Origin of the sequence: Microvirga soli, from assembly GCF_016734765.1 — a bacterium.
Taxonomy (GTDB): domain Bacteria; phylum Pseudomonadota; class Alphaproteobacteria; order Rhizobiales; family Beijerinckiaceae; genus Microvirga; species Microvirga soli.
In genome coordinates, this window is record NZ_JAERQE010000002.1 from 121,934 (window position 1) to 141,221 (window position 19,288).

Consider the following 19,288-nt stretch of genomic DNA (forward strand, 5'->3'; position numbering starts at 1 on the left):
TCGGCAATGGCTGGCCTGGTGCCGGCCATTTCTGTTCAGGCTAGAAATGCAAAGGGCGGTGCAGAGATGTCTGCACCGCCCTTTCTTGCGCATGTACAAAGCGTTTTATGCAGCCGCCTCCGCGGCCCGGACCGCTTCCTCGAGGCGGGCTGCCCGCGATTCGACCGCGAGCTCCACCAGGGCATCCGTGAGCATCGTGGCCGTCGGGTCGGCGAGAGGCGCATCCCGGAGCAGGCGCAGGGTCGTGGCAACCAATCGACCGCGGCCATAGGAGCGCTCGACGCCGAGCGCCACCGGCTTGTGGATCCAGCCGACCACGAGACCGGCGAAGACGCGGGCCTGGAAATCGAGCAGGTTGCAGCCCGAGATCACGAAGTCCGGCAGCACCCGGTCCATGGTCTCGTCGAGCAGCGGCCCGGATGGGAAGCGGGCGAAATGCCCGGCGCGCCGCAGCCAGCCAAAGGACGACGCCCAGTCGCCTGACCACAATGTCCCGTGACGGGGCTGCACCCTGACCGCCTGCCAGTGCGGGAAGAACGGGTAGAGGCTCATGTCGCTCTCGGGCAGCAGCAGGAGCTTGGCGCCGGCGCGCACATGGTCGGCAATCGCCTTGTTGTGCGTGCGGGCGACGACGAGGGTCGATTCCTCGAAGGCGCGGGCGAGGGTGTAACCCAGCGCCCGGAAGTGGTCGCGGATGTCCTCGTCCGGCGACCATACCAGCTCGCGCGCATGAGCCGGCCGGCCGCGCTTGGGGTGGATCGCGATGTCGTGGTGGTTATGCGCGATCACGCGGCCATCGGAGGCGCGCAGATCGAAGTTGATCCGCCTGAGCGAAGGCTCGTCCATCTGCGGCAGCTGGATTTCGACGCGGCCTAGGTCAAACACGTCCGGCGCCTCGATGCGGGGCAGGGGCAGCGTCTGTGTTTCGCCGCCGATTGAGACTTCCAGCGAGCAATCTTCGAGCACGGGCCCGGCACCATGGGCAATGGCAAGGCCGAGGGAGGCCTTCTCGCCGGACCAGTAGGAGGCTCGCTCCCAATTCGGCGCGATCACCGTGTCGGAATTGACGATGGGAAACAGCTCGTGGAACACGCGCGTGTTGCGGCGCATGTCGAGCAGCCCGTTCGATTCCCAGTGGCAATCGTGCAGCTCGGTGATGACGTAGCCCGCGAGGCTGGGCTTGCGTCGCATCGCCTCGATCTCGTACTTCAGCGCGCGGAACTGCTGCCATTGGGCCGCGATCACGAACCGGCGCAGGTCGCCGAAGACGCGGTCCAGGCTCCAGTCCGAGAAGCGGTTCTCGACGCCGTGGGCATACATCACGCCCTCGCCCCAGTCGTGGCCGGTCTCGAACCACCAGGGCTCCTCGCCCTTCTCGTCGCGCAGGTCCTTCGGATAGGGCAGGCCCCAGTTGCCGAACTCCGAGCACATGAGCGGCTCGCGGCCGGTGATCACCGCATCGCCATGGGGCGAGTAGAGCCACGAGGCGCGGCCCGACAGCTCATCGACGAACTGATCCCACTGCTCCCGGTGATCGGGATAGGCGGCATAGAAATGATAATCCGCGATGTCGGATTCCACGTGGAAGCTCGGCGCGAGCGGCGAGTTGTCGACCACGAGGCGCGCGGGGTCGTAGGCCTTGAGCCAGGCGAAAGTGCGCTTGAGCCAGTCGCGGTGATCCGCATCGTTAACGAGGTCGACGCCCCAGTTCTCGTTGATGATCGTCCAGATGACGATGGACGGATGGTTGCAGTCGCGGTCGACGATGCCTTTCAGGAGCTTTTCCTTGCGCCCGCGCGAGCGGTCGGTGGCCATGCCGCCGTTGGGCAGCTCCGTCCAGATGAGCAGGCCCATCCGGTCCGCCACCTCGTAGTAGCGCGGATCCGCCGCCTTGATGTGGCAGCGCAGGCAGTTGAGGCCCATCTCCTTCGCCTTGCGGAACTGGTCCTCCAGGAACTCCACCGACGGCACGGTGCAGATCGTGTCCGGGTAGTAGTCCTGGTCGAGCGCGGAGCGCAGGTAGAGAGGCTCACCGTTGAGGTAGAGTTTGCCGTTGCGGGCCTCGATGGAGCGGAAGCCGAAATTGTCGGCGATCTCGTCCTTCACCTCGCCGTCGCGCATGAGGTGCAGGGTGATCCGATACAGGTTCGGATGATCGGGCGACCAGGCCCGCACGTCATCAAGGGTGAACTCGAACGGCATCGAGGTCACGCCAACTTGTGTCTCATGCATCTCGTCGAGCACCACGTCGCCCGACGGGTCTGTCACCTGGATGCGGATCTGCGTCGCGTCCGTGAGGGGACGCGCGAAGAACACGCCCGAGGTCACGCGGCCGGTGGTCAGGTTGGGCACGAGGCGCACACGGCTCATGTGATCGGAAATGCGGCGCTCGAGATAGACCGACTGCCAGATGCCGGAGAGGGGGCCATACCAGCTCTGCTTGCCGAACGGGATTTCGGCGAAGGGCGAATCCGGGAATTCGGCCGGGTTGTCGGTGGGGCTGTCGACCCGGACCTTGATCTCGTTTGCGCCGGGCTTGAGGTGAGGGGTCACGTCAAAGGAGAAGGGAAGGAAGCCGCCCTCGTTGTGGCCCACGGCCTCGCCGTTCACGAAGACCTTGGTGTTGTGGAAGACAGCGCCGAAGCGGATCCAGACGCTGTCGTGGAGCCACTCCTCCTCCATGTTGATCGTCCGGCGATAAATGCCGATGCCGGCGCGCATGCGCAGGTCCGCGAACTGGGCCTGCCAAGGACTGGGCACCGTGATCTGGCGAACCTCTGCCGGGCCAGCCAGACGGTCGTCGGCCACATGCAAAAATTCCCAAGTCCCGTCCAGACTGATGCGATTGTCCAGCATGATCTCTCCTTGAATCAGAGATTACCCAAGGGTTTCGAAAACGGCGAAAACATGGCTGAGAGCAGCCCGGCGGGGTTCGTTGACCGCCCTGCGACACCTCGTGCACGCACGCTTGCTCGACCCATTGGCCCCTCGTCTCTGACCGTGATTGGCGGCCTGTGTCGGACAACGGGAAAAAGCTTCATTGGATCCAGACGGCAGGAGCGCGCAACGTTAAATGGCCAAGATTGAATCGGGCAGGAACCGCCTCCTGCATCTGGCGTTGCCCTGATAATGCCGAGCCTCGCTGCTCGCCCGATACCGATTCTTTTGAAAGAGGCTGGAAAATGGCTCAAATGATCCCCGACGATCGTACCCGGCAGGGAGGCTCAGGCCGTCCGGTCCTGGGCGTTCTCATCGGCTCGCTCCTGCTCCTCGCCGTGGCCGTCGGCGGCTACATGATCTGGGTTGGATCGACCTCGCCCGACGATCCGGGCACGGACGCCGCCCGCTCGGCTACGACGGGCTCCACCACCGGCTCGTCCAATGCCAATCCCACCAACCGGATTTCGCCGGCGAACCCGGCCTATCCGGCGCCCAATGCCCAGCCTTCGGCCAACGAGGCTCCGAAGCAGTAACGCAGCTTCCCTAAAGTCAGCCGGGCGAGGCGCGAGCCTCCCCGGCTTTTTTGTTGCGCTTGGCCTGCCCTGCGGCGAGTTTTCGCCGTATTGATTCGCGAAGAACCGACCCGCTCAGGCATCGTGCGGAGAACGGAACGGCAGAACGGAAGCATGGGACCGAACCCAGGCTTTCCAGGAATGCGATAGGGTAGATCGAATGACGGGTATTGGCCTCAAGCGGCTCTTCGGGGCCGCCGTTATCGTGCTGGCGATTGCAGCGGGCGGGACGTCGAACGCGCAGCAGGCACAAACTGCTCCCAATCCTCAGACCCAAGCGCCGGCTCAACCGCAGCCTCAGGCCACTCCTGCCCCCGCACAGGCCGCCGCTGCACCCGCTCCAGCCACCATATCGGCGGAAACCAAGGCTGCCCGCGCCAAGCTCGATGGCTACAAGGCCGACCTCGACCAGAAGGAGGCGGCGATCCAGGGTCGGACCATGCCTGACGCGGATCTGCAGAACATCCGTCAGCAGATCGAGCCGATCATTACCGATATCCGCACCGTCGTGGACGAGCAGGCACCAAGGCTCGAGGCCAGCCGGCAGCGCCTGACCCAGCTCGGGCCCAAGCCCGAGAAAGGCCAGCCCGAGGAGAGCGCCGACGTCGCCCGGGACCGCGCGGAGCGCGAGGCAGCCGTCGCGGAACTCGATGAGACCCAGCGCCTCGGCCGCGCCCTGCTGGTGCAGGCCGAGCAGCTGAGCACGCAGATCGGGGACCTGCGTCGGACAGGCTTCACCCGCGCCCTGTTCGAGCAGAGCGACGGCCTGCTCAGCCCAAGCCTCTGGATGGACGTGGTGGAGGCGGTTCCGCGGGAGTTCCGGGCGCTCGGCCTCATCGCCGAGGATGCCCTCGACCAGCTCCGGCGCAGCACGACGCTCGGCGTCCTGCTCCTTCTCGGGCTCGCCATCGGGGCGGCGATCGCGCTCTATGTCGGCCGGCGCTCCATCGCTCCCCGGCTTGTGCGACGCGACCAAGCCATCACCGATCCATCCCGCCGCAGCCGCCTGCTGGCGGCGCTCGGCGTGCTGATCCTGGGAGCAGGCCCGGCCATTGCCGGCAGCTGGATCGTCTGGGTCGCCTTCGACTCCGCCGATATCGTGCCGCCCCGGTTGGAGCAGGTGGGCAGGGCCATCCTGAGCGGTCTGGCCTTCATCGCTTTCGTGCGTGCCCTGATCGACGCCATCCTGGCACCGGATCACACCTCGTGGCGACTGATCCCGGTGCGGGATGCCTCCGCCACCCGAATCATGAGCTTCTCCATCACCCTCGCGACGGTCATGGTCGTCGGCAAGGTGATCGAGGCCTTCAACAAGGCGATTGCAGCCGCCCTGCCGGTCACGGTGATCACCCGGGCGGTTTTCGCGCTCGCAGCGGCTCTTATCTTCGCCGAGTTGCTGCGCCGGTTCGCGGCCCGGGAGACGCAGGACGAAGCATGCCTCGGGCCTTACGTTCCGCAGGAGGTCGATATCGGCGGCCCCCTGCGCAGCCTCGGCTGGTTCATCGTAGCCCTCATCATCGGCAGCGTGGTGGGCGGCTACATCGCCCTGGCGTCGTTCCTGGTCGATCAGGCAGTGGGCATCTCCATCATCATCGCCCTGCTGGTTCTCGGCATCGCCTTCGCCGACGAGTTCATCGGCGGATCCCTGCGCGGCCAGAGCCGGATTGCCACGACGCTGCAGGCCAATACGGGCCTGCGCCGCCGCTCGCTCGAGCAGATCGGCATTCTGGTGAGCGGTGTTGCGCGTCTTGCGCTCATCATCATCGCTGTCCTGCTCGTGCTGCTGCCCTGGGGCATCGACTCGGCCGATGTGACGGGCTCGCTCAGGGCGCTCTTCTTCGGCTTCAACGTCGGCGAGGTCACCATCTCCCTGTCGTCGATCCTGATTGCGGCGGCGCTCTTTGCCGGGGGCTTCGCCGTCACGCGGATCATCCAGCGCTGGCTCAACAACACGTTCCTGCCGGCGACCGAACTCGATGCGGGCCTGCGCAACTCGATCAGCACGGCGGCGGGCTATGTGGGCATCATCGTCGCGGGCGTGATGGCCTTCACCTATCTGGGCTTGAGCCTGGAGCGGGTGACTATCGTGGCCGGCGCTCTCTCGGTCGGTATCGGTTTCGGCCTGCAATCCATCGTCAACAACTTCATTTCAGGCCTCATCCTGCTCTGGGAACGTCCGATCCGCGTCGGCGATCTCGTGGTCGTCGGCGATGGCGAGGGCTATGTGCGCCGGATCAACGTGCGCTCGACGGAGATCCAGGCCTTCGATCGCTCGACGATCATCGTGCCGAACTCGAACCTGATCTCCGGCATCGTGCGCAATCGCGTGCGCAACGACCGCGTCGGGCGCGTGCTCGTCTCGGTTCCGGTGCCCCGTGCGTCCGACCCGGATCAGGTGGCGGAGATCATGCGCAAGGGGGCGTTGGCCCACCGGGAGGTGATGAGCGAGCCCAATCCGCGCGTCCTGTTCAAGAAGGTCACCGAGAACACCATCGATTTTGACCTCGTCTGCTTCGTTGACGACATCGATGCGGCCGGGCGGGTGTCGAGCGAGCTCTATTTCGAGATCTTCCGCGGCCTGCGCAAAGCCGGCATCGGAGCGCCGGCGCCTGCGCCGGCTCCCGAGCCTGAGGAAGCCCCGGAGGACAAAGCCTCAAAATCAGACGAGAAGGAGGATGAAGCCTTAACCCTTCTCAAGGATAAGACGCCTGCATGAAGCGTCTCATCCTCATCAGCCTGTCCGCCCTCGCCGTGGCCGCCTGCCAGAGCGAGAAGCCCGTCACCCGGGGCCAGACCCCGAGCTTCTACGTCTCCATGGCGAAAGCCGGAGCGGAAGTGGATGCCGCCATGGCGCGCGACATGATCAGCGCCTATCGCGGCAACAACGGCCTGCGGCCGCTGGCGCTCGATCCGGATCTCCAGGCCGCAGCCCAGGCGGAAGCCGACGCCATGGCGCGGGCCGACAAACCGAGTTCCGCCGACAGCTTCAAGGCACGGCTTGCCTCCACGGGCTTTGCCCAGCCGGCCGCAAACCTCTCCGCCGGCTATCACACCCTGGCCGAGGCCTTCTCCGGCTGGCGCGAGAGCCCGTCGCACAACCGGGTGCTGCTTGACTCGAGAGCGACCCGGATCGGCATCGCCACGGCCTATGCGCCCAACTCCAAGTACAAGGTCTACTGGGCGTTGGCTGTCGCGGCCGACAAGCGCTGATTGCTTGTTGACGCAGCTCGGCTGTAATCCTATAGCGGCTGCCATGGTTATGACCCGTCAGCGCTCCTCACGACGCCGCGCCTTCTTCAAGGCCGGTTCGGTGACGCGCGTCTGAGGCATAGCCCTCGTCGACTGCCGCAACTGGCCGCTGGAGCGGTCGGTCCGTAGGCGGTCTGAGCCTCCAGCTCTTCATAACGGAGGCTCCTATGTATGTTCATCCCGCTTTCAAAACCGATATCGAGACGAGTAAAGCGTTTCTGGCCGAACGAGGGTTTGGAACGCTTATCGTTCCAGGTCCCGGCACGCCGGTGGCGGTCCATGTGCCGTTTCTTTTCCAGACCAATGAAAGAGGCGGGTTGATTGAGCTGCATGTCGCTCGCGCCAACCCCATTCACGAAGTCGTTGCCGCTCACCCTCAGGTTCTTCTCGTCTGCACAGGGCCTGATGCCTATGTGTCGCCGGATTGGTATGGCTCGCCCAATCAGGTTCCAACTTGGAACTACATCGCCGTTCACGCCACCGGGCGTGCTCAGCTCATGGAAAAGGACTGGCTTCCGGCTCATTTGGATCGGCTGTCTGCAAAGTTTGAGGCGTGGTTGCGGAAGATGCCCTGGACTTCCGAAAAGGTTGACCCTCACCGCCTCGCAGCCATGATGAATGCCATCGTTGGCCTCACGATTGAGGTGGATACTGTTGAGGGGAACTGGAAGCTCGGGCAGCACAAAGGATTGAGCGATCACCAAGGAGCGGTGGCGGGCCTGCGGACCACGACGGATCCTGCCTCAATAGCCGTGGCCGCTCTCATGGACCGGGAACGTGGCATCACCAGTTGCTGATCCACCAACTGCCTCTGACGGTGAGATCCGCAGGGCATTTCAGCAACTCCTTGCCTGGTGCAACAAGGGAGCAGTCCGGAACTTAACCCATGTTAGCGGGCTTTAGCTTGAGGAACTCTCAAGCTTTACGAGTGCGCGTTTTTTTAACATGCCGGACTACGACCCGAAATTGGGCAGGCAAGTGCCCCCGCCGCCAGCGACAGGACGGGAACAGGAAGTCGGTCCCGGGCAGGATAACACGTTGGCCAAGGAAGCCAGGAAAGCGGCCGCGCACGAGCCCGATCCTCACCATCCTGACGATGCCATCGCCGAGGTGAAGCCCAGCATCGGCCGGGAGCTCTATGCGCTTTTCCGCGACATGCTCCGGGGCCGGAAGGGCTGGCCCATGCTGCGGCTGTCCGTGGCCATCCTCATGGTCCTCATCGGCAACATGTTCGGTCAGGTGCGGCTCAACCAGTGGAACGGCGCCTTCTTCGACGCGGTGGAAAAGCGCGCCACCTCGGCGTTCTTCGACCAGCTCCTCGTCTTCATCGTGATTGTTGTGGTTCTGCTGGCCTTGGTGGTGGCCCAGACCTGGCTGCAGGAGCGCCTCAAGATCCGCCTCCGGGAGCGGCTCACCCAGGTTCTGCTCGATCTCTGGCTGAAGCCCAACCATGCCTACCAGCTCGGCTTCATGGGCAAGAGCGGGGCGCAGCCCGATCAGCGCATGCAGGAGGATTGCCGCCTCTTCTCCGAGCTCTCGACGGAGCTCGGGGTCGGCATGCTGCAGGCGCTTCTGCTGCTCGTCAGCTTCATCGGCGTGCTGTGGGGCCTGTCCAGCCCCGTCACCTTCACGATTGCGGGCAACGCCATCACGATCCCCGGCTACATGGTATGGGTTGCCCTGGGCTATGCGGGCATCGGGTCGGGCCTCACCTGGCTCGTCGGCCGGCCGCTGATCCGGCTCAACACCGAACGCTACGCCCGCGAGGCGGAGCTGCGCTATGCGCTCGTGCGCGTGAACGAGAGCGCCGAGAGCGTAGCGCTCTACAACGGCGAGCCGGACGAGCGCCGCAGCCTGGACGAGTTCGTGGAAGCCGTCCTCAAGGCCTCGCGGCGCCTCTCCAGTGGCTTGGCCCGGCTCACCTGGATCACATCGGGCTATGGCTGGCTCGCCATCGTGGTGCCGATCCTGGCGGCAGCACCCGATTATTTCGCCGGACGCCTCTCGTTCGGCGAGATGATGATGGTGGTGGGCGCCTTCAATCAGGTGCAGTCGGCCCTGCGCTACTTCGTCGACAATTTCCCGAAGATCGCCGACTGGCGCTCGGCGGTGCTGCGCGTGGCCACCTTCCGGCAGGCGGCCCTGGCTCTCGACGAAGTCGCGGCCGAGAGCCGCCGCATCGACATCGCCCCGCATCCTCAGGGCTGGCTCAGCTTCGAGAGTGTGTCGATCGCGCTGAGCGACGGCAGCATCCTGATCGAGGATGCCACCGCCGAGATCAAGCCCGGCGAGCGCGTGCTGATCATGGGCGAATCGGGCGCCGGCAAGAGCACGCTCTTTCGCGCCATCTCCGGCCTCTGGCCCTGGGGCTCCGGCAAGGTCCGCGTTCCGAAGCCCGAGCAGATGATGTTCCTGCCGCAGCGCCCCTACCTGCCCTTGGGAACCCTGCGGGCGGCCATCAGCTATCCGGCTTCGCCCGACACCTTTGACGATGCGGACGTGCGCGCGGCGCTTGAGCGCTGCGGATTGGGCGAATTCCTCGACATGCTCGACCGGCACGAGCGCTGGGACCGCAGCCTGTCCCTCGGTCAGCAGCAGCGGGTGGCTTTCGCCCGGGTGATCCTGCACAAGCCGCAATGGGTGTTCATGGACGAGGCAACCTCCGCTTTGGAGGAGGACAACCAAGCCTCCATGCTGGCGCTGTTCGAGAACGAGCTGAAGGGCGCAAGCGTCCTGTCCATCGGGCACCGTCCGGGCCTGGAGGAGTTCCACACCCGCACCCTGCACATCCGCAAGACCAGCGAGGGCGCCGTTCTTCTCGCGCGGCCGGTGCGTCACTCGAGGCCGAAGCTGGGACCGAAATGGATCGGCCGCTTCCGGCGGAGGCTGCGGCCGGCTCATGCCCACGAGGGATGACACGATGCGGGCGGCATGGTCCGGAGGTACGCAACTCTCTATCGTGAGCGGAGTTTCCGTCCTAAGGTTCGTTCCCATGGCAGAGTCATCCCTATGCGGCTGATCAGGCTCTACATCCGTGTTCTCGGCGAGCTCGGGTCCGATCTCCGGATCGGCGCCGTGCTCGCATTGGCCAATGTGGCGCTGGCGATTTCCGCCTTCGCAGAGCCGATCCTGTTCGGCCGCATCATCGACGTGCTCACCCGCGGCCAGCTGCCCAATACGCCGCCCGTGACCTTCGGTGTCCTGATGCCGCTCATCCTGGCCTGGGTGGCCTTCGGCATGTTTTCCATCGGGGCAGGCGCCCTCGTGGCGCTCCATGCAGACCGGCTCGCCCATCGCCGGCGCCTCGCCGTGGTGGCGAATTACTTCGAGCACGTGCTCGAACTGCCGCTTGCCTTCCACACCTCCACTCATTCGGGCCGCGTCCTGAAGGTGATGCTGGACGGCTCGGGCGCCATGTCCTGGCTGTGGCTCGGCTTCTTCCGCGAGCACATGTCGGCTTTGATTGCACTCGTGGTGCTGCTGCCGCTCACCGTATTCCTGAACTGGCGCCTCGGTATCCTGCTCGTCGCGCTCGTCGCCGTGTTCGCGGTGCTGACCGCCGTCGTCCTGCGCAAGACCGAAACCCTGCAGGGCTCCGTCGAGCGCTACCACTCGAATCTCGCGGAGCATGCTTCTGACGCGCTCGGCAATGTGCCGGTCATTCAATCCTTCACCCGCGTCGAGGCCGAGACGCGCTCGCTCAGAACCATCATCAACCAGCTGCTCCAGGCACAGAATCCCGTTCTGTCCTGGTGGGCGCTCGCCGCCGTCGCGTCGCGGGCGTCGGCCACCATCACGGTCACGGCGATCTTCCTGCTCGGCACGTGGCTGCACCTGAACGGGCTCGCCACCATCGGCGAGATCGTCATGTTCATGAGCATGGCCACCATGCTGATCGGGCGCCTCGAGCAGGCCGTGAGCTTCATCAACCAGCTCTTCATGCAGGCGCCGAAGCTGCAGGAATTCTTCGAGATTCTGGACACGGCGCCGGTGGTGCACGACCGTCCGAACGCCCAGAACGTGCCGCGCTACGGGGGCGACGTGGTTTTCGACAATGTGAGCTTCTCCTATGACGGCAAGCGCTCCGCCGTGCAGGACGTCTCCTTCACCGTCCATGAAGGCGAGAACGTCGCGCTGGTGGGTGCCACCGGGTCCGGCAAGTCGACGACGCTCGGTCTCCTGCACCGCGCCTTCGATCCGCAATCGGGCAGCATCCGCATCGACGGGCTCGACATCCGCGACGTGACGCTCTCGTCGCTCCGCCGCAACATCGGTGTGGTGTTCCAGGAGCCCATGCTGTTCGCCCGCACCATCCGTGAGAACCTGCAGGTCGGCCGGCCCGATGCGACGGATGCTGAGATGATCGAGGCGCTGGAGCGGGCACAGGCCATCGAGTTCATCGCGCGGCAATCCGACGGTCTCGACACTGTGATCGGCGAGCGCGGGCGCTCCCTGTCGGGCGGCGAGCGCCAGCGCCTGTCGATTGCCCGCGCGCTCCTGAAGAACCCGCCGATCCTCATTCTCGACGAGGCCACGAGCGCGTTGGACGCCGCCACCGAGCGCAAGCTGCAGATGGCGCTCGACGAGGTCATGAAAGGCCGCACCACCTTTGTGATCGCGCACCGCCTCGCCACGATCCGCAATGCCAACCGCATCCTCGTGTTCGATCAGGGGCGCGTCATCGAAAGTGGCACCTTCGACGAACTCGTGGCGACAAGCGGACGCTTCGCGGAGCTTGCCAGGGCACAGTTCATGGCTCCCGACGAGCCGCCGCCGAAGCGCGTGAAGGTGTCGGCACACGCATGAGCCAGACCTTCGATCCCAGTACGCCCGGCACCCGCCACCGCACCAACGGCATCACGCTTCATGCCATCGAGGCAGGGCCGGAGGACGGTCCACTCGTCATCCTGCTCCACGGCTTTCCCGAGTTCTGGTGGGGATGGCGCTACCAGATCGGGCCGCTGGCTGACGCAGGCTTTTGCGTGCTCGTGCCCGACCAGCGCGGTTACAATCTCAGCGACAAGCCGGAGGGCCGGCGGGCCTACGATCTCGACATGCTGGCGAAGGACGTCGTCGGGTTGGCCGATGCTCTCGGCCGGCAGACCTTTTCCCTGGTCGGCCACGACTGGGGCGGGCTGGCGGCCTGGTGGACGGCCTCGCGTTATCCGGACCGCGTGAAGAGCCTCGGCATCCTCAACGCGCCTCATCCCCATGTGGCCGGCGCCTATATGCGCTCCCATCCGAGCCAGATGATGCGAAGCCTCTATGTGGGCTTCTTCCAGATCCCGTTCCTGCCTGAAACGATGCTCTCGGCCAATGGCCACCGCAGCCTCAAGGATGCACTCCAGCGCACAAGCCGCCGGGGCACGTTCTCGGATGACGATATCGCGGCTTACGAGAAAGCATGGTCGCAGCCCGGCGCACTCACGGCGATGCTGAACTGGTATCGTGCGCTGCCGTTCAAGCCCAGCATGAAGGATGCGACGGTGCGCGCGCCCACGCTGGTGATCTGGGGCAGCCGGGACCGCTTCCTGGAAAAGGGGCTGGCGGAGGCGAGCCTTGCGTTGTGCGAGAAAGGCAGCATCCGCTGGATCGAGAGCGCCACCCATTGGGTTCAGCACGAGGAGCCGGAGGCGGTCAACGCGGCGCTGGTGGAGTTTTTGAAGGCCTGACCCTCATTCCGCCCTCGTCCGCACCAGCGACAGCGGCGTGATCCTCACGGCCATGATCCGGTTGCGGGACTTGCGCAGCACCTGGAAGCGGAAGCCGTGGAAGGTGAAGATCTGGCCCGTGTCGGGAATGGCCTGCGCCTCGTGGATCACGAGGCCCGCGATGGTGGTGGCTTCCTCGTCCGGCAGGTTCCAGTCCATGGCGCGGTTGAGGTCGCGGATCGGCACGGAACCGTCCACGTTCACCGAGCCGTTGGGTTGCGGCCGCACGCCCTGCACGGAGAGATCGTGCTCGTCCTTGATGTCGCCGACGATCTCCTCGAGGATGTCCTCGAGGGTGATGAGACCCATCACCTCGCCGTACTCGTCGACCACGAGGGCGAAGTGCGTTTTCTTGGCGAGGAAGGCCTTCAGCTGATCGCGCAGCGACGTGGTGTCCGGCACGAACCAGGTTTCCAGCGCAATCGCCTCGACCTTCAGTTTGCTCGCATCACCGCCGACTGCATCCAGCGCCCGCAGCAGGTCCTTGGCATGCAGCACGCCGACGATGTTCTCCTGGCTCTCGCGCCACAGCGGCATGCGCGTATAGGGCGAGGACAGCACCTCGCGCACGATCTCTTCCGACGACAGGTCCGCGTTGATCGTACGCATCTTGGTGCGGTGGACCATCACCTCCGAGACGCTCAGGTCCTTGAGATCGAGGAGGCCGCCCAGCATGTCGCGGTCGGCCTTGGCGACGCCGCCCTCCTTGTGCAGCAGGGCCACCTGACCGCGGATCTCTTCGGATGCCGAGAGGATCGGCGTGTTCTCGCCGATCCGGATGCCGAAGGGCCGCAGCATGAGGCGCGCGATGCGCTCGACCGTGATGGCGAGCGGCCCCAGTAGGGCCACGGCCCAGGACATAGGGCGCGAGAGGACGAGCGACACGGTCTCGGGCGAGGAGATGGCGAGCGTCTTGGGCAGCACCTCGGCGAACACGATCACCAGGATCGACATGATGATCGTGGCGTAGATCGCACCGCCATCGCCGAAGATCGCCACAAGCACGCTGGTGGCAAAGGCCGAGACGCCGATATTGACGATGTTGTTGCCGATCAGCACCGTGCCGATGAAGCGCTCGCGCATTTCGAGCAGTCGGTTCACGAGCTTTGCGCGCCTGTCACCGGTCTTTTCCAGCACCAGCATGCGGGAGCGGGAGGCTGCTGTGAAGGCCGTCTCGCTCGCCGAGAAGAAGGCCGAGAGCAGCAGGCAGAAAACGACGAAAGCCGCTGCAAGCCAGAGATTGCCGGATGATTCTTCGACCATGATCGTTACGCGCTGATCTCGCCTGTCAGGAACCTGCGAACCTCGTCGGCCGCGATGCCGGGCGCGATGAAGCTCTGGCCGATGCCCCGCGCCAGGATGAAGGTGAGGGCGCCGCCTTTGACCTTCTTGTCCTGAGCCATGGCGTCGAGCAATTCGTCGACCGTGCCGCAGCCGCCCGGAACCTGGGACAGACGTGTGGGAAGCCCCACGGCTTTCAGATGAGCCTCGACGCGCTCCGCATCCGCCATCGGGCAGAGGCCGAGGGACGCGGAGAAGCGGAAGGCAAGCGCCAAGCCGATGGCCACGCCCTCGCCATGGACAAGGCGCGCGGAATCGTAGGCCGTGATCTTTTCCAGCGCGTGGCCGAAGGTGTGGCCGAGATTGAGCAGCGCGCGGTCGCCGTTCTCGTGCTCGTCGCGCACCACGACAGCCGCCTTGGCGCGGCAGCTCTGCGCCACGGCCTCGTCGCGTTCATGGCCGCCGGCAAACACGCCCTGCCAGTTGGCCTCGCACCAGGCGAAGAAACGCGCGTCGTCGATGAGGCCGTACTTCACCACCTCCGCATAGCCGGCACGCATCTCGCGCAACGGCAGCGTATCGAGCAGCGCCGTGTCGGCGATGACGAGGCTCGGCTGATGGAAGGCGCCGACAAGGTTCTTGCCGTGGCGCGAGTTGATGCCGGTCTTGCCGCCAACAGAAGAATCCACCTGGGAGAGCAGACTGGTGGGCACCTGCACGAAGCGCACGCCCCGGCGCACCACAGCGGCGGCAAAGCCCGCAAGATCGCCGATCACGCCGCCGCCGAGCGCCACCACGAGATCGCCGCGCTCGATTTTCGCGGCCAGCACCGCATCGCAGACCCACTCCAGGCTGGCATAGGACTTGGTGGCCTCGCCGGGAGGCAGGGTGATCACGCAGACCCGCAACCCTTGAGCTTCTAGAGAAGCCGTGAGCGCAGAGGCATAGAGCGGGCCGACATGCTCGTCCGTCACGATGGCGGCGGCACGGGCTCCGAGTGCTGCAATGCGCGTGCCTGCGGACTCGATCAGGCCGCGCCCGACCAGGATGTCGTAGGCCCTGTCGCCGAGTGGAACCGGCACAGTAATTGGGGAATGGCTGTCCATTCTAGCCGATGAAAGCGTCATGTCCGGGCGCTCTCCTGCCGGTCGTGCTCGAACCAGTCACGCAGGGCCTTGACGAGTTCGCTCACCACCTTGTCATGCGGGGCCTCATGGGAATCCACCGTGATGTCGGCCGTGGCATAGACCGGGTAGCGCAGGTCCATGAGGCGGCGCATGGTGCCCTCAGGGTCGGGATTCTGCAGCAGGGGGCGGGTCGAGCGCTTGCGCACCCGGCGCATGAGAACGTCGAGATCGGCCTTGAGCCAGACCGAGACTGCCTGCTCGGCGATCCGCCGGCGGGTCTCCTCGTTCATGAAGGCGCCGCCGCCGGTAGCCAGCACGATGGGCCCCTCCTGCAGGAGGCGGGCGATCACGCGGCGCTCGCCGTCGCGAAAGTGCTCCTCGCCATGGATGGCGAAGATCTCGGGGATCGTCATGCCGGCCGCCGCCTCGATCTCGTGATCGGCGTCACGGAAAGGCAGCTTGAGCGACTGCGCGAGCCTGCGGCCCACGGTGCTCTTTCCGGCGCCCATGAGGCCGACGAGCACGAGCGATCGCGTGCCGAGCAGGCGGCTGATGGGATGGCCGCGCTGGCTTGCCTGGTCTTGCCCGCCTGCTTCATCGAGCGAATTGAAGCGGCTGATTTTGTTCATAGCTCCATGTCCTAGCACGGGCGCGGCGGCCTGTCACAAGGGCGTTACCCTCGGGTCCTCCGAAACTTAACCGACCACAGGGGGTTGCCTTCCGGACCTTGGCATGGTTCTAGCGGGTTAACACTTTAAGAGGCTCAGGTGCCCACGCTCTTTCGGTTTCTCCTCGTTGTCGCCATTCTCGCGGGCCTTGGCTTTGCCGCCATGTTTGCCCTGGCGACCCTTGTCGATCCCGACCCGCGCGAGATCAACGTTCCGGTTCAGACCAGCCGTCCGCCCTCGTCTTCATGAGCGGCGCCCGCCACGCCAGCCTCTTCCTCGACATGCTCGCCGCCGAGCGCGGCGCCTCCAAGAACACGCTCGATGCCTACCGGCGCGATCTTGACGATTACCTGAGCTTCCTCGCCGAAGCCGGCGCCCAGCCCGACAGCGCCACCTCCACGACCATTCGGGGCTTCATGGCGAGCCTGGAGGAGCGGGGCCTCAAGGCGTCGTCTGCGGCCCGCCGGCTTTCGGCCGTGCGCCAGTTCCACAAGTTCCTCTATGTGGAGGGTTATGCCCCGGCCGACCCGACAGCCGCCGTGTCGGCGCCCAAGCGCGGCAGGGTACTGCCGAAGGTGCTCTCCGTCGCCGAGGTCGACCGCCTGCTGCATGTCGCGTCCGAGGGCATCGCGCATCCGCAGGCCACGCAGCCGGAGCGCCTGCGCGCCGCGCGCATGACCTGCCTGCTGGAACTGCTCTACGCCACGGGTCTGCGCGTCTCCGAGCTGATCGCCCTGCCCAAAAGCGCCGCCAAGACCCGCGACCGCTTTCTCGTGGTGCGTGGCAAGGGCGCCAAGGAGCGGCTGGTGCCGCTGACCGATGCGGCCAAACAGGCCGCCAACACCTACCTCGCCCTGCTGGAAGAGCAGAAGAAGGCCACGGGCCCCTGGCTATTCCCGGCCGACAGCGAGAGCGGCCACCTGACCCGCCAGGCCTTCGCCCGCGACCTGAAGGCGGTGGCCGGCGCCGCGGGGCTGCGCGCCGACAAGGTCAGCCCCCACGTGCTCCGCCACGCCTTCGCCAGCCACCTGCTCCAGAACGGGGCCGACCTGCGCGTGGTGCAGGAACTCCTGGGCCATTCCGACATCTCGACCACGCAGATCTACACCCACGTGCTCGACGAGCGCCTGAAGAGCATGGTGCGGGACCTGCATCCTCTGGCGGAGGGTGGGGAGGGGTAGTCGCGTTTTCCCGTCATCACCGGCCTTGTGCCGGTGATCCCGATTGGACAAAACGCTGAGCCTCACTGCATCGAGATGGTCGGGACGAGCCCGGCCATGACGAAGAGGGTGTCATCCCCGGCGAGCAAAGCGAGGGAAGGGGACCCACGACTGGGTGCAGCGCTATGGATTCCCTTTTCGCTCCGCTGACGCTTCGTCCGGGAATGACACTGAAGGCGAATCTCACCGCCGCTTCAGCAGAAACACCGCCTGCTCGCCGAGCAGGTTCCACACCCACCAGGGCAGGGTGACGCGCATAGGCTGGCCGCCGGCGTTGAGCGCCACGGCCTTCTCCATCTGGGCGCCGACGTCGCGGCAGAGTTCCACGAAGTCGCGGATGGTGCAGAAGTGGATGTTGGGCGTGTCGTACCAGGAATAGGGCAGGTTCTCGGTCATGGGCATCCGGCCCCGGACGCCGAGGTCGATGCGCACGCGCCAGTGTCCGAAATTGGGGAAGGACACGATGGCCCGGCGGCCGATGCGCAACAGATGCTCGAGCACCACCTTGGGCTGGCGCGTGGCCTGGATCGTCTGCGACAGGATCACGTAGTCGAAGGCGTCGTCCGGGTAATCGGCAAGGTCCGTGTCCGCATCACCCTGGATCACCGGAAGGCCCTTGGCGAGGCACGCGGCCACGCCCTCGCGCGAAATCTCGATGCCGCGCCCGTCGACCCCCTTGCGGTCGCGCAGGAGCGAGAGCAGAGCCCCGTCCCCGCAGCCGACATCGAGCACGCGGGAGCCGGGCTCCACCATGTCGGTGACCATCAGGAAGTCGAGGCGGTGGCCGCTTGCCGTGTCGGTGAGAGGCAGGGTGCCGGGCAGGCTCATGCGATCCCCCGCACCCGCGCGGCCGCATCGATGAAGCCGCGGGCGGCCGCGAACATCTCGGGCTCCTCGAGCAGGAAGGCGTCGTGCCCCTTGTCGCTCTCCACTTCCACGAAGGCGACGGACGCTGCTGCTGCGTTCAGCGCATGGACGATGGCGCGCGAGTCTGACGTTGGGAACAGCCAGTCGGAGGTGAACGAGATCACGCAGAAGCGCGTCGGCGTGCCCTTGAAGGCTTTCGCCAGCGAGCCGCCATGCTCGGCCGCGATGTCGAAATAATCCATCGCCCGGGTGACATAGAGATACGAATTGGCGTCGAAGCGCTCGACGAAGGCGATGCCCTGGTAGCGCAGGTAGCTCTCGATCTGGAAATCCGCATCGAAGGAGAAAGTGGGGGCGGCCCGGTCCTGGAAGTTGCGCCCGAACTTCCGGTGCAGGGCCACTTCTGACAGATACGTGATGTGCGCGCCCATGCGGGCGACGGCGAGCCCCTTGGAAGGGCGCGTGCCCTCGTTCAGGTAGCGCCCGCCGCGCCATTCCGGATCGGCCATCACGGCCTGGCGGCCGACCTCGTGGAAGGCGATATTCTGGGCCGAGTGGCGCGCGGCGGTGGCAATGGGAAGCGCCGAAAACACCCGGTCCGGATAGCTCACCGCCCATTGCAGCACCTGCATGCCGCCCATGGAGCCGCCGACCACGCAGAACAGCTTCTCGATACCGAGCCGGTCGATGAGGGCGGCCTGCGCTCGTACCATGTCGGGCACGGTCACGACCGGGAAGTCGAGGGCGTAGGGCTGGCCCGTCGCCGGGTTGATGGAGGCCGGGCCCGTGGTGCCCATGCAGCCGCCGATCACGTTGGCGCAGATCACGAAGAAACGGTTGGTATCCACCGGCCGGCCGGGCCCGACCATGGTCAGCCACCAGCCGGGCTTGCCCGTAACGGGATTGTCATTCGCCACGTGCTGGTCGCCGGTGAGCGCATGGCAGATCAGCACCGCGTTGGACTTAGTCTCATTGAGCGTCCCGTAGGTCTGATAGGCGATCTGCCAGGGCGCGAGCGCGATGCCCGCATCCATCATCAGGGGCTCATCCTGGCCAAAGCGCATCACGAGGCTCGACGGGTCGTCGACCTGGCTTCGCGGTTCGGAGACAAGGGGAGCAAAGGACATGTTGTCAGCGGAAACGTTCGTTCTTTCGAACAATCGGTACTGCGGGGAGGCGGTTGCGTCAACGAACATAACGTCTCGGCGGATGGCTCAGGGTGCCATTCCCGGTGGCCGTAGGTCGGGAAGGGGATCCACGATCAGGCACTGCGCCATGGATTCACTTCCCCTGCGCTGCGCTCCGGCCGGGAATGACACTTCCGTTCCTGCCATGCCTTCCCTCATTCGCACTATGATCGCCCCGGACGGCGGAGCCGATCCGGGATCGGGTGAAGGATGAGGCGCGAGTTTTCCCCTCCCCCCTCTGCGGGGGAGGGTGGCGAACGGAGTGAGCCGGGAGAGGGGCAGTCATCGAACGAACTCGGCCCCTCTCCCGACCTGCTGCGCAGGCCACCCTCTCCCGCACAGGGGAGAGGGAAAGAGTGCGCATGTTCTGACTTTGTTCTTGACAATCATCCTAAGCTCGGCTATAGCTAGAGACATCCTCGTCCAATGAGGGGCGCGCTCGCGAGGCGTCGCAGATGCGGGGCAA

15 protein-coding genes are annotated in these 19,288 nt (G+C 65.6%); 9 read left to right on the plus strand and 6 right to left on the minus strand.

The features are described 5' to 3' along the window. Positions 1-105: 105 nt before the first annotated feature. Positions 106-2,856 carry a glycoside hydrolase family 2 protein gene (locus tag JKL45_RS02375; protein WP_201859503.1) on the minus strand — a complete coding sequence of 917 codons (2,751 nt, stop codon included), beginning with the start codon at positions 2,854-2,856 and terminating at the stop codon, positions 106-108. Positions 2,857-3,182: 326 nt separating this feature from the next. On the opposite strand from JKL45_RS02375, the gene JKL45_RS02380 reads away from it, so the two are divergent. The 7 genes from JKL45_RS02380 (at position 3,183) to JKL45_RS02410 (ending at position 12,433) form a co-directional block, all read left to right on the plus strand. Further along, positions 3,183-3,473, plus strand: coding sequence for a hypothetical protein (locus JKL45_RS02380; RefSeq protein WP_201859504.1), 291 nt, complete (start codon positions 3,183-3,185; stop codon positions 3,471-3,473). 199 nt (positions 3,474-3,672) lie between these two features. Further along, the gene (locus JKL45_RS02385) at positions 3,673-6,228 is read left to right on the plus strand and encodes a DUF3772 domain-containing protein (protein WP_201859505.1); all 2,556 of its coding nucleotides are present in this window, start codon (positions 3,673-3,675) and stop codon (positions 6,226-6,228) included. After that, positions 6,225-6,722, plus strand: coding sequence for a CAP domain-containing protein (locus JKL45_RS02390; RefSeq protein WP_201859506.1), 498 nt, complete (start codon positions 6,225-6,227; stop codon positions 6,720-6,722). Before JKL45_RS02385 ends, JKL45_RS02390 begins: the two co-directional genes overlap by 4 nt. Before the next feature lie 206 nt (positions 6,723-6,928). Continuing rightward, entirely contained in the window at positions 6,929-7,558 is a 630-nt protein-coding gene (locus tag JKL45_RS02395; RefSeq protein WP_201859507.1) for an FMN-binding negative transcriptional regulator, read from the plus strand. 241 nt (positions 7,559-7,799) lie between these two features. Next, positions 7,800-9,677, plus strand: coding sequence for an ABC transporter ATP-binding protein/permease (locus tag JKL45_RS02400; RefSeq protein ID WP_201859508.1), 1,878 nt, complete (start codon positions 7,800-7,802; stop codon positions 9,675-9,677). A 93-nt stretch (positions 9,678-9,770) separates the two neighbouring features. Then, the gene (locus tag JKL45_RS02405; protein WP_201859509.1) at positions 9,771-11,567 is read left to right on the plus strand and encodes a glucan ABC transporter ATP-binding protein/ permease; all 1,797 of its coding nucleotides are present in this window, start codon (positions 9,771-9,773) and stop codon (positions 11,565-11,567) included. Then, positions 11,564-12,433: an alpha/beta fold hydrolase gene (locus JKL45_RS02410; protein WP_201859510.1), complete on the plus strand. Its 870-nt coding sequence runs from the start codon at positions 11,564-11,566 to the stop codon at positions 12,431-12,433. The genes JKL45_RS02405 and JKL45_RS02410 overlap by 4 nt, the downstream gene beginning before the upstream one ends. Positions 12,434-12,436: 3 nt before the next feature. On the opposite strand, the gene JKL45_RS02415 is transcribed toward JKL45_RS02410, so the two are convergent. From JKL45_RS02415 to JKL45_RS02425, 3 genes are read right to left on the minus strand one after another with little or no spacing between them, the layout of a single operon-like run. Further along, positions 12,437-13,735, minus strand: coding sequence for an HlyC/CorC family transporter (locus tag JKL45_RS02415; RefSeq protein ID WP_201859511.1), 1,299 nt, complete (start codon positions 13,733-13,735; stop codon positions 12,437-12,439). Positions 13,736-13,740: 5 nt separating this feature from the next. Continuing rightward, on the minus strand, positions 13,741-14,880 hold the full coding sequence (gene aroB / locus JKL45_RS02420; protein ID WP_246498242.1) for a 3-dehydroquinate synthase: 1,140 nt from the start codon (positions 14,878-14,880) through the stop codon (positions 13,741-13,743). Continuing rightward, positions 14,877-15,509, minus strand: coding sequence for a shikimate kinase (locus JKL45_RS02425; RefSeq protein WP_201859512.1), 633 nt, complete (start codon positions 15,507-15,509; stop codon positions 14,877-14,879). The genes aroB and JKL45_RS02425 overlap by 4 nt, the downstream gene beginning before the upstream one ends. Before the next feature lie 138 nt (positions 15,510-15,647). Here JKL45_RS02425 and JKL45_RS02430 point away from each other — a divergent pair, with 138 nt between their 5' ends. Next, the gene (locus JKL45_RS02430; RefSeq protein ID WP_201859513.1) at positions 15,648-15,797 is read left to right on the plus strand and encodes a histidine kinase; all 150 of its coding nucleotides are present in this window, start codon (positions 15,648-15,650) and stop codon (positions 15,795-15,797) included. Next, positions 15,794-16,729 carry a site-specific tyrosine recombinase XerD gene (gene xerD / locus JKL45_RS02435; RefSeq protein ID WP_201859514.1) on the plus strand — a complete coding sequence of 312 codons (936 nt, stop codon included), beginning with the start codon at positions 15,794-15,796 and terminating at the stop codon, positions 16,727-16,729. Before JKL45_RS02430 ends, xerD begins: the two co-directional genes overlap by 4 nt. Positions 16,730-16,951: 222 nt before the next feature. Here xerD and metW read toward each other — a convergent pair whose 3' ends face one another. Next, positions 16,952-17,596, minus strand: coding sequence for a methionine biosynthesis protein MetW (metW, locus tag JKL45_RS02440; RefSeq protein ID WP_201859515.1), 645 nt, complete (start codon positions 17,594-17,596; stop codon positions 16,952-16,954). Then, positions 17,593-18,762: a homoserine O-acetyltransferase MetX gene (gene metX / locus JKL45_RS02445; RefSeq protein WP_201859516.1), complete on the minus strand. Its 1,170-nt coding sequence runs from the start codon at positions 18,760-18,762 to the stop codon at positions 17,593-17,595. Before metX ends, metW begins: the two co-directional genes overlap by 4 nt. Positions 18,763-19,288: the final 526 nt, after the last annotated feature.

Excerpts from the sequence above, each read along its gene's own strand:
- JKL45_RS02425 (WP_201859512.1), bottom strand. The coding sequence starts at position 15,509 with ATGAACAAAATCAGCCGCTTCAATTCGCTCGATGAAGCAGGCGGGCAA.
- aroB (WP_246498242.1), bottom strand. The coding sequence starts at position 14,880 with ATGACGCTTTCATCGGCTAGAATGGACAGCCATTCCCCAATTACTGTG.
- JKL45_RS02375 (WP_201859503.1), bottom strand. The coding sequence starts at position 2,856 with ATGCTGGACAATCGCATCAGTCTGGACGGGACTTGGGAATTTTTGCAT.
- JKL45_RS02395 (WP_201859507.1), top strand. The coding sequence starts at position 6,929 with ATGTATGTTCATCCCGCTTTCAAAACCGATATCGAGACGAGTAAAGCG.
- JKL45_RS02410 (WP_201859510.1), top strand. The coding sequence starts at position 11,564 with ATGAGCCAGACCTTCGATCCCAGTACGCCCGGCACCCGCCACCGCACC.
- xerD (WP_201859514.1), top strand. The coding sequence starts at position 15,794 with ATGAGCGGCGCCCGCCACGCCAGCCTCTTCCTCGACATGCTCGCCGCC.
- JKL45_RS02380 (WP_201859504.1), top strand. The coding sequence starts at position 3,183 with ATGGCTCAAATGATCCCCGACGATCGTACCCGGCAGGGAGGCTCAGGC.
- JKL45_RS02405 (WP_201859509.1), top strand. The coding sequence starts at position 9,771 with ATGCGGCTGATCAGGCTCTACATCCGTGTTCTCGGCGAGCTCGGGTCC.
- JKL45_RS02415 (WP_201859511.1), bottom strand. The coding sequence starts at position 13,735 with ATGGTCGAAGAATCATCCGGCAATCTCTGGCTTGCAGCGGCTTTCGTC.
- metX (WP_201859516.1), bottom strand. The coding sequence starts at position 18,762 with ATGTCCTTTGCTCCCCTTGTCTCCGAACCGCGAAGCCAGGTCGACGAC.
- JKL45_RS02390 (WP_201859506.1), top strand. The coding sequence starts at position 6,225 with ATGAAGCGTCTCATCCTCATCAGCCTGTCCGCCCTCGCCGTGGCCGCC.
- JKL45_RS02385 (WP_201859505.1), top strand. The coding sequence starts at position 3,673 with ATGACGGGTATTGGCCTCAAGCGGCTCTTCGGGGCCGCCGTTATCGTG.
- metW (WP_201859515.1), bottom strand. The coding sequence starts at position 17,596 with ATGAGCCTGCCCGGCACCCTGCCTCTCACCGACACGGCAAGCGGCCAC.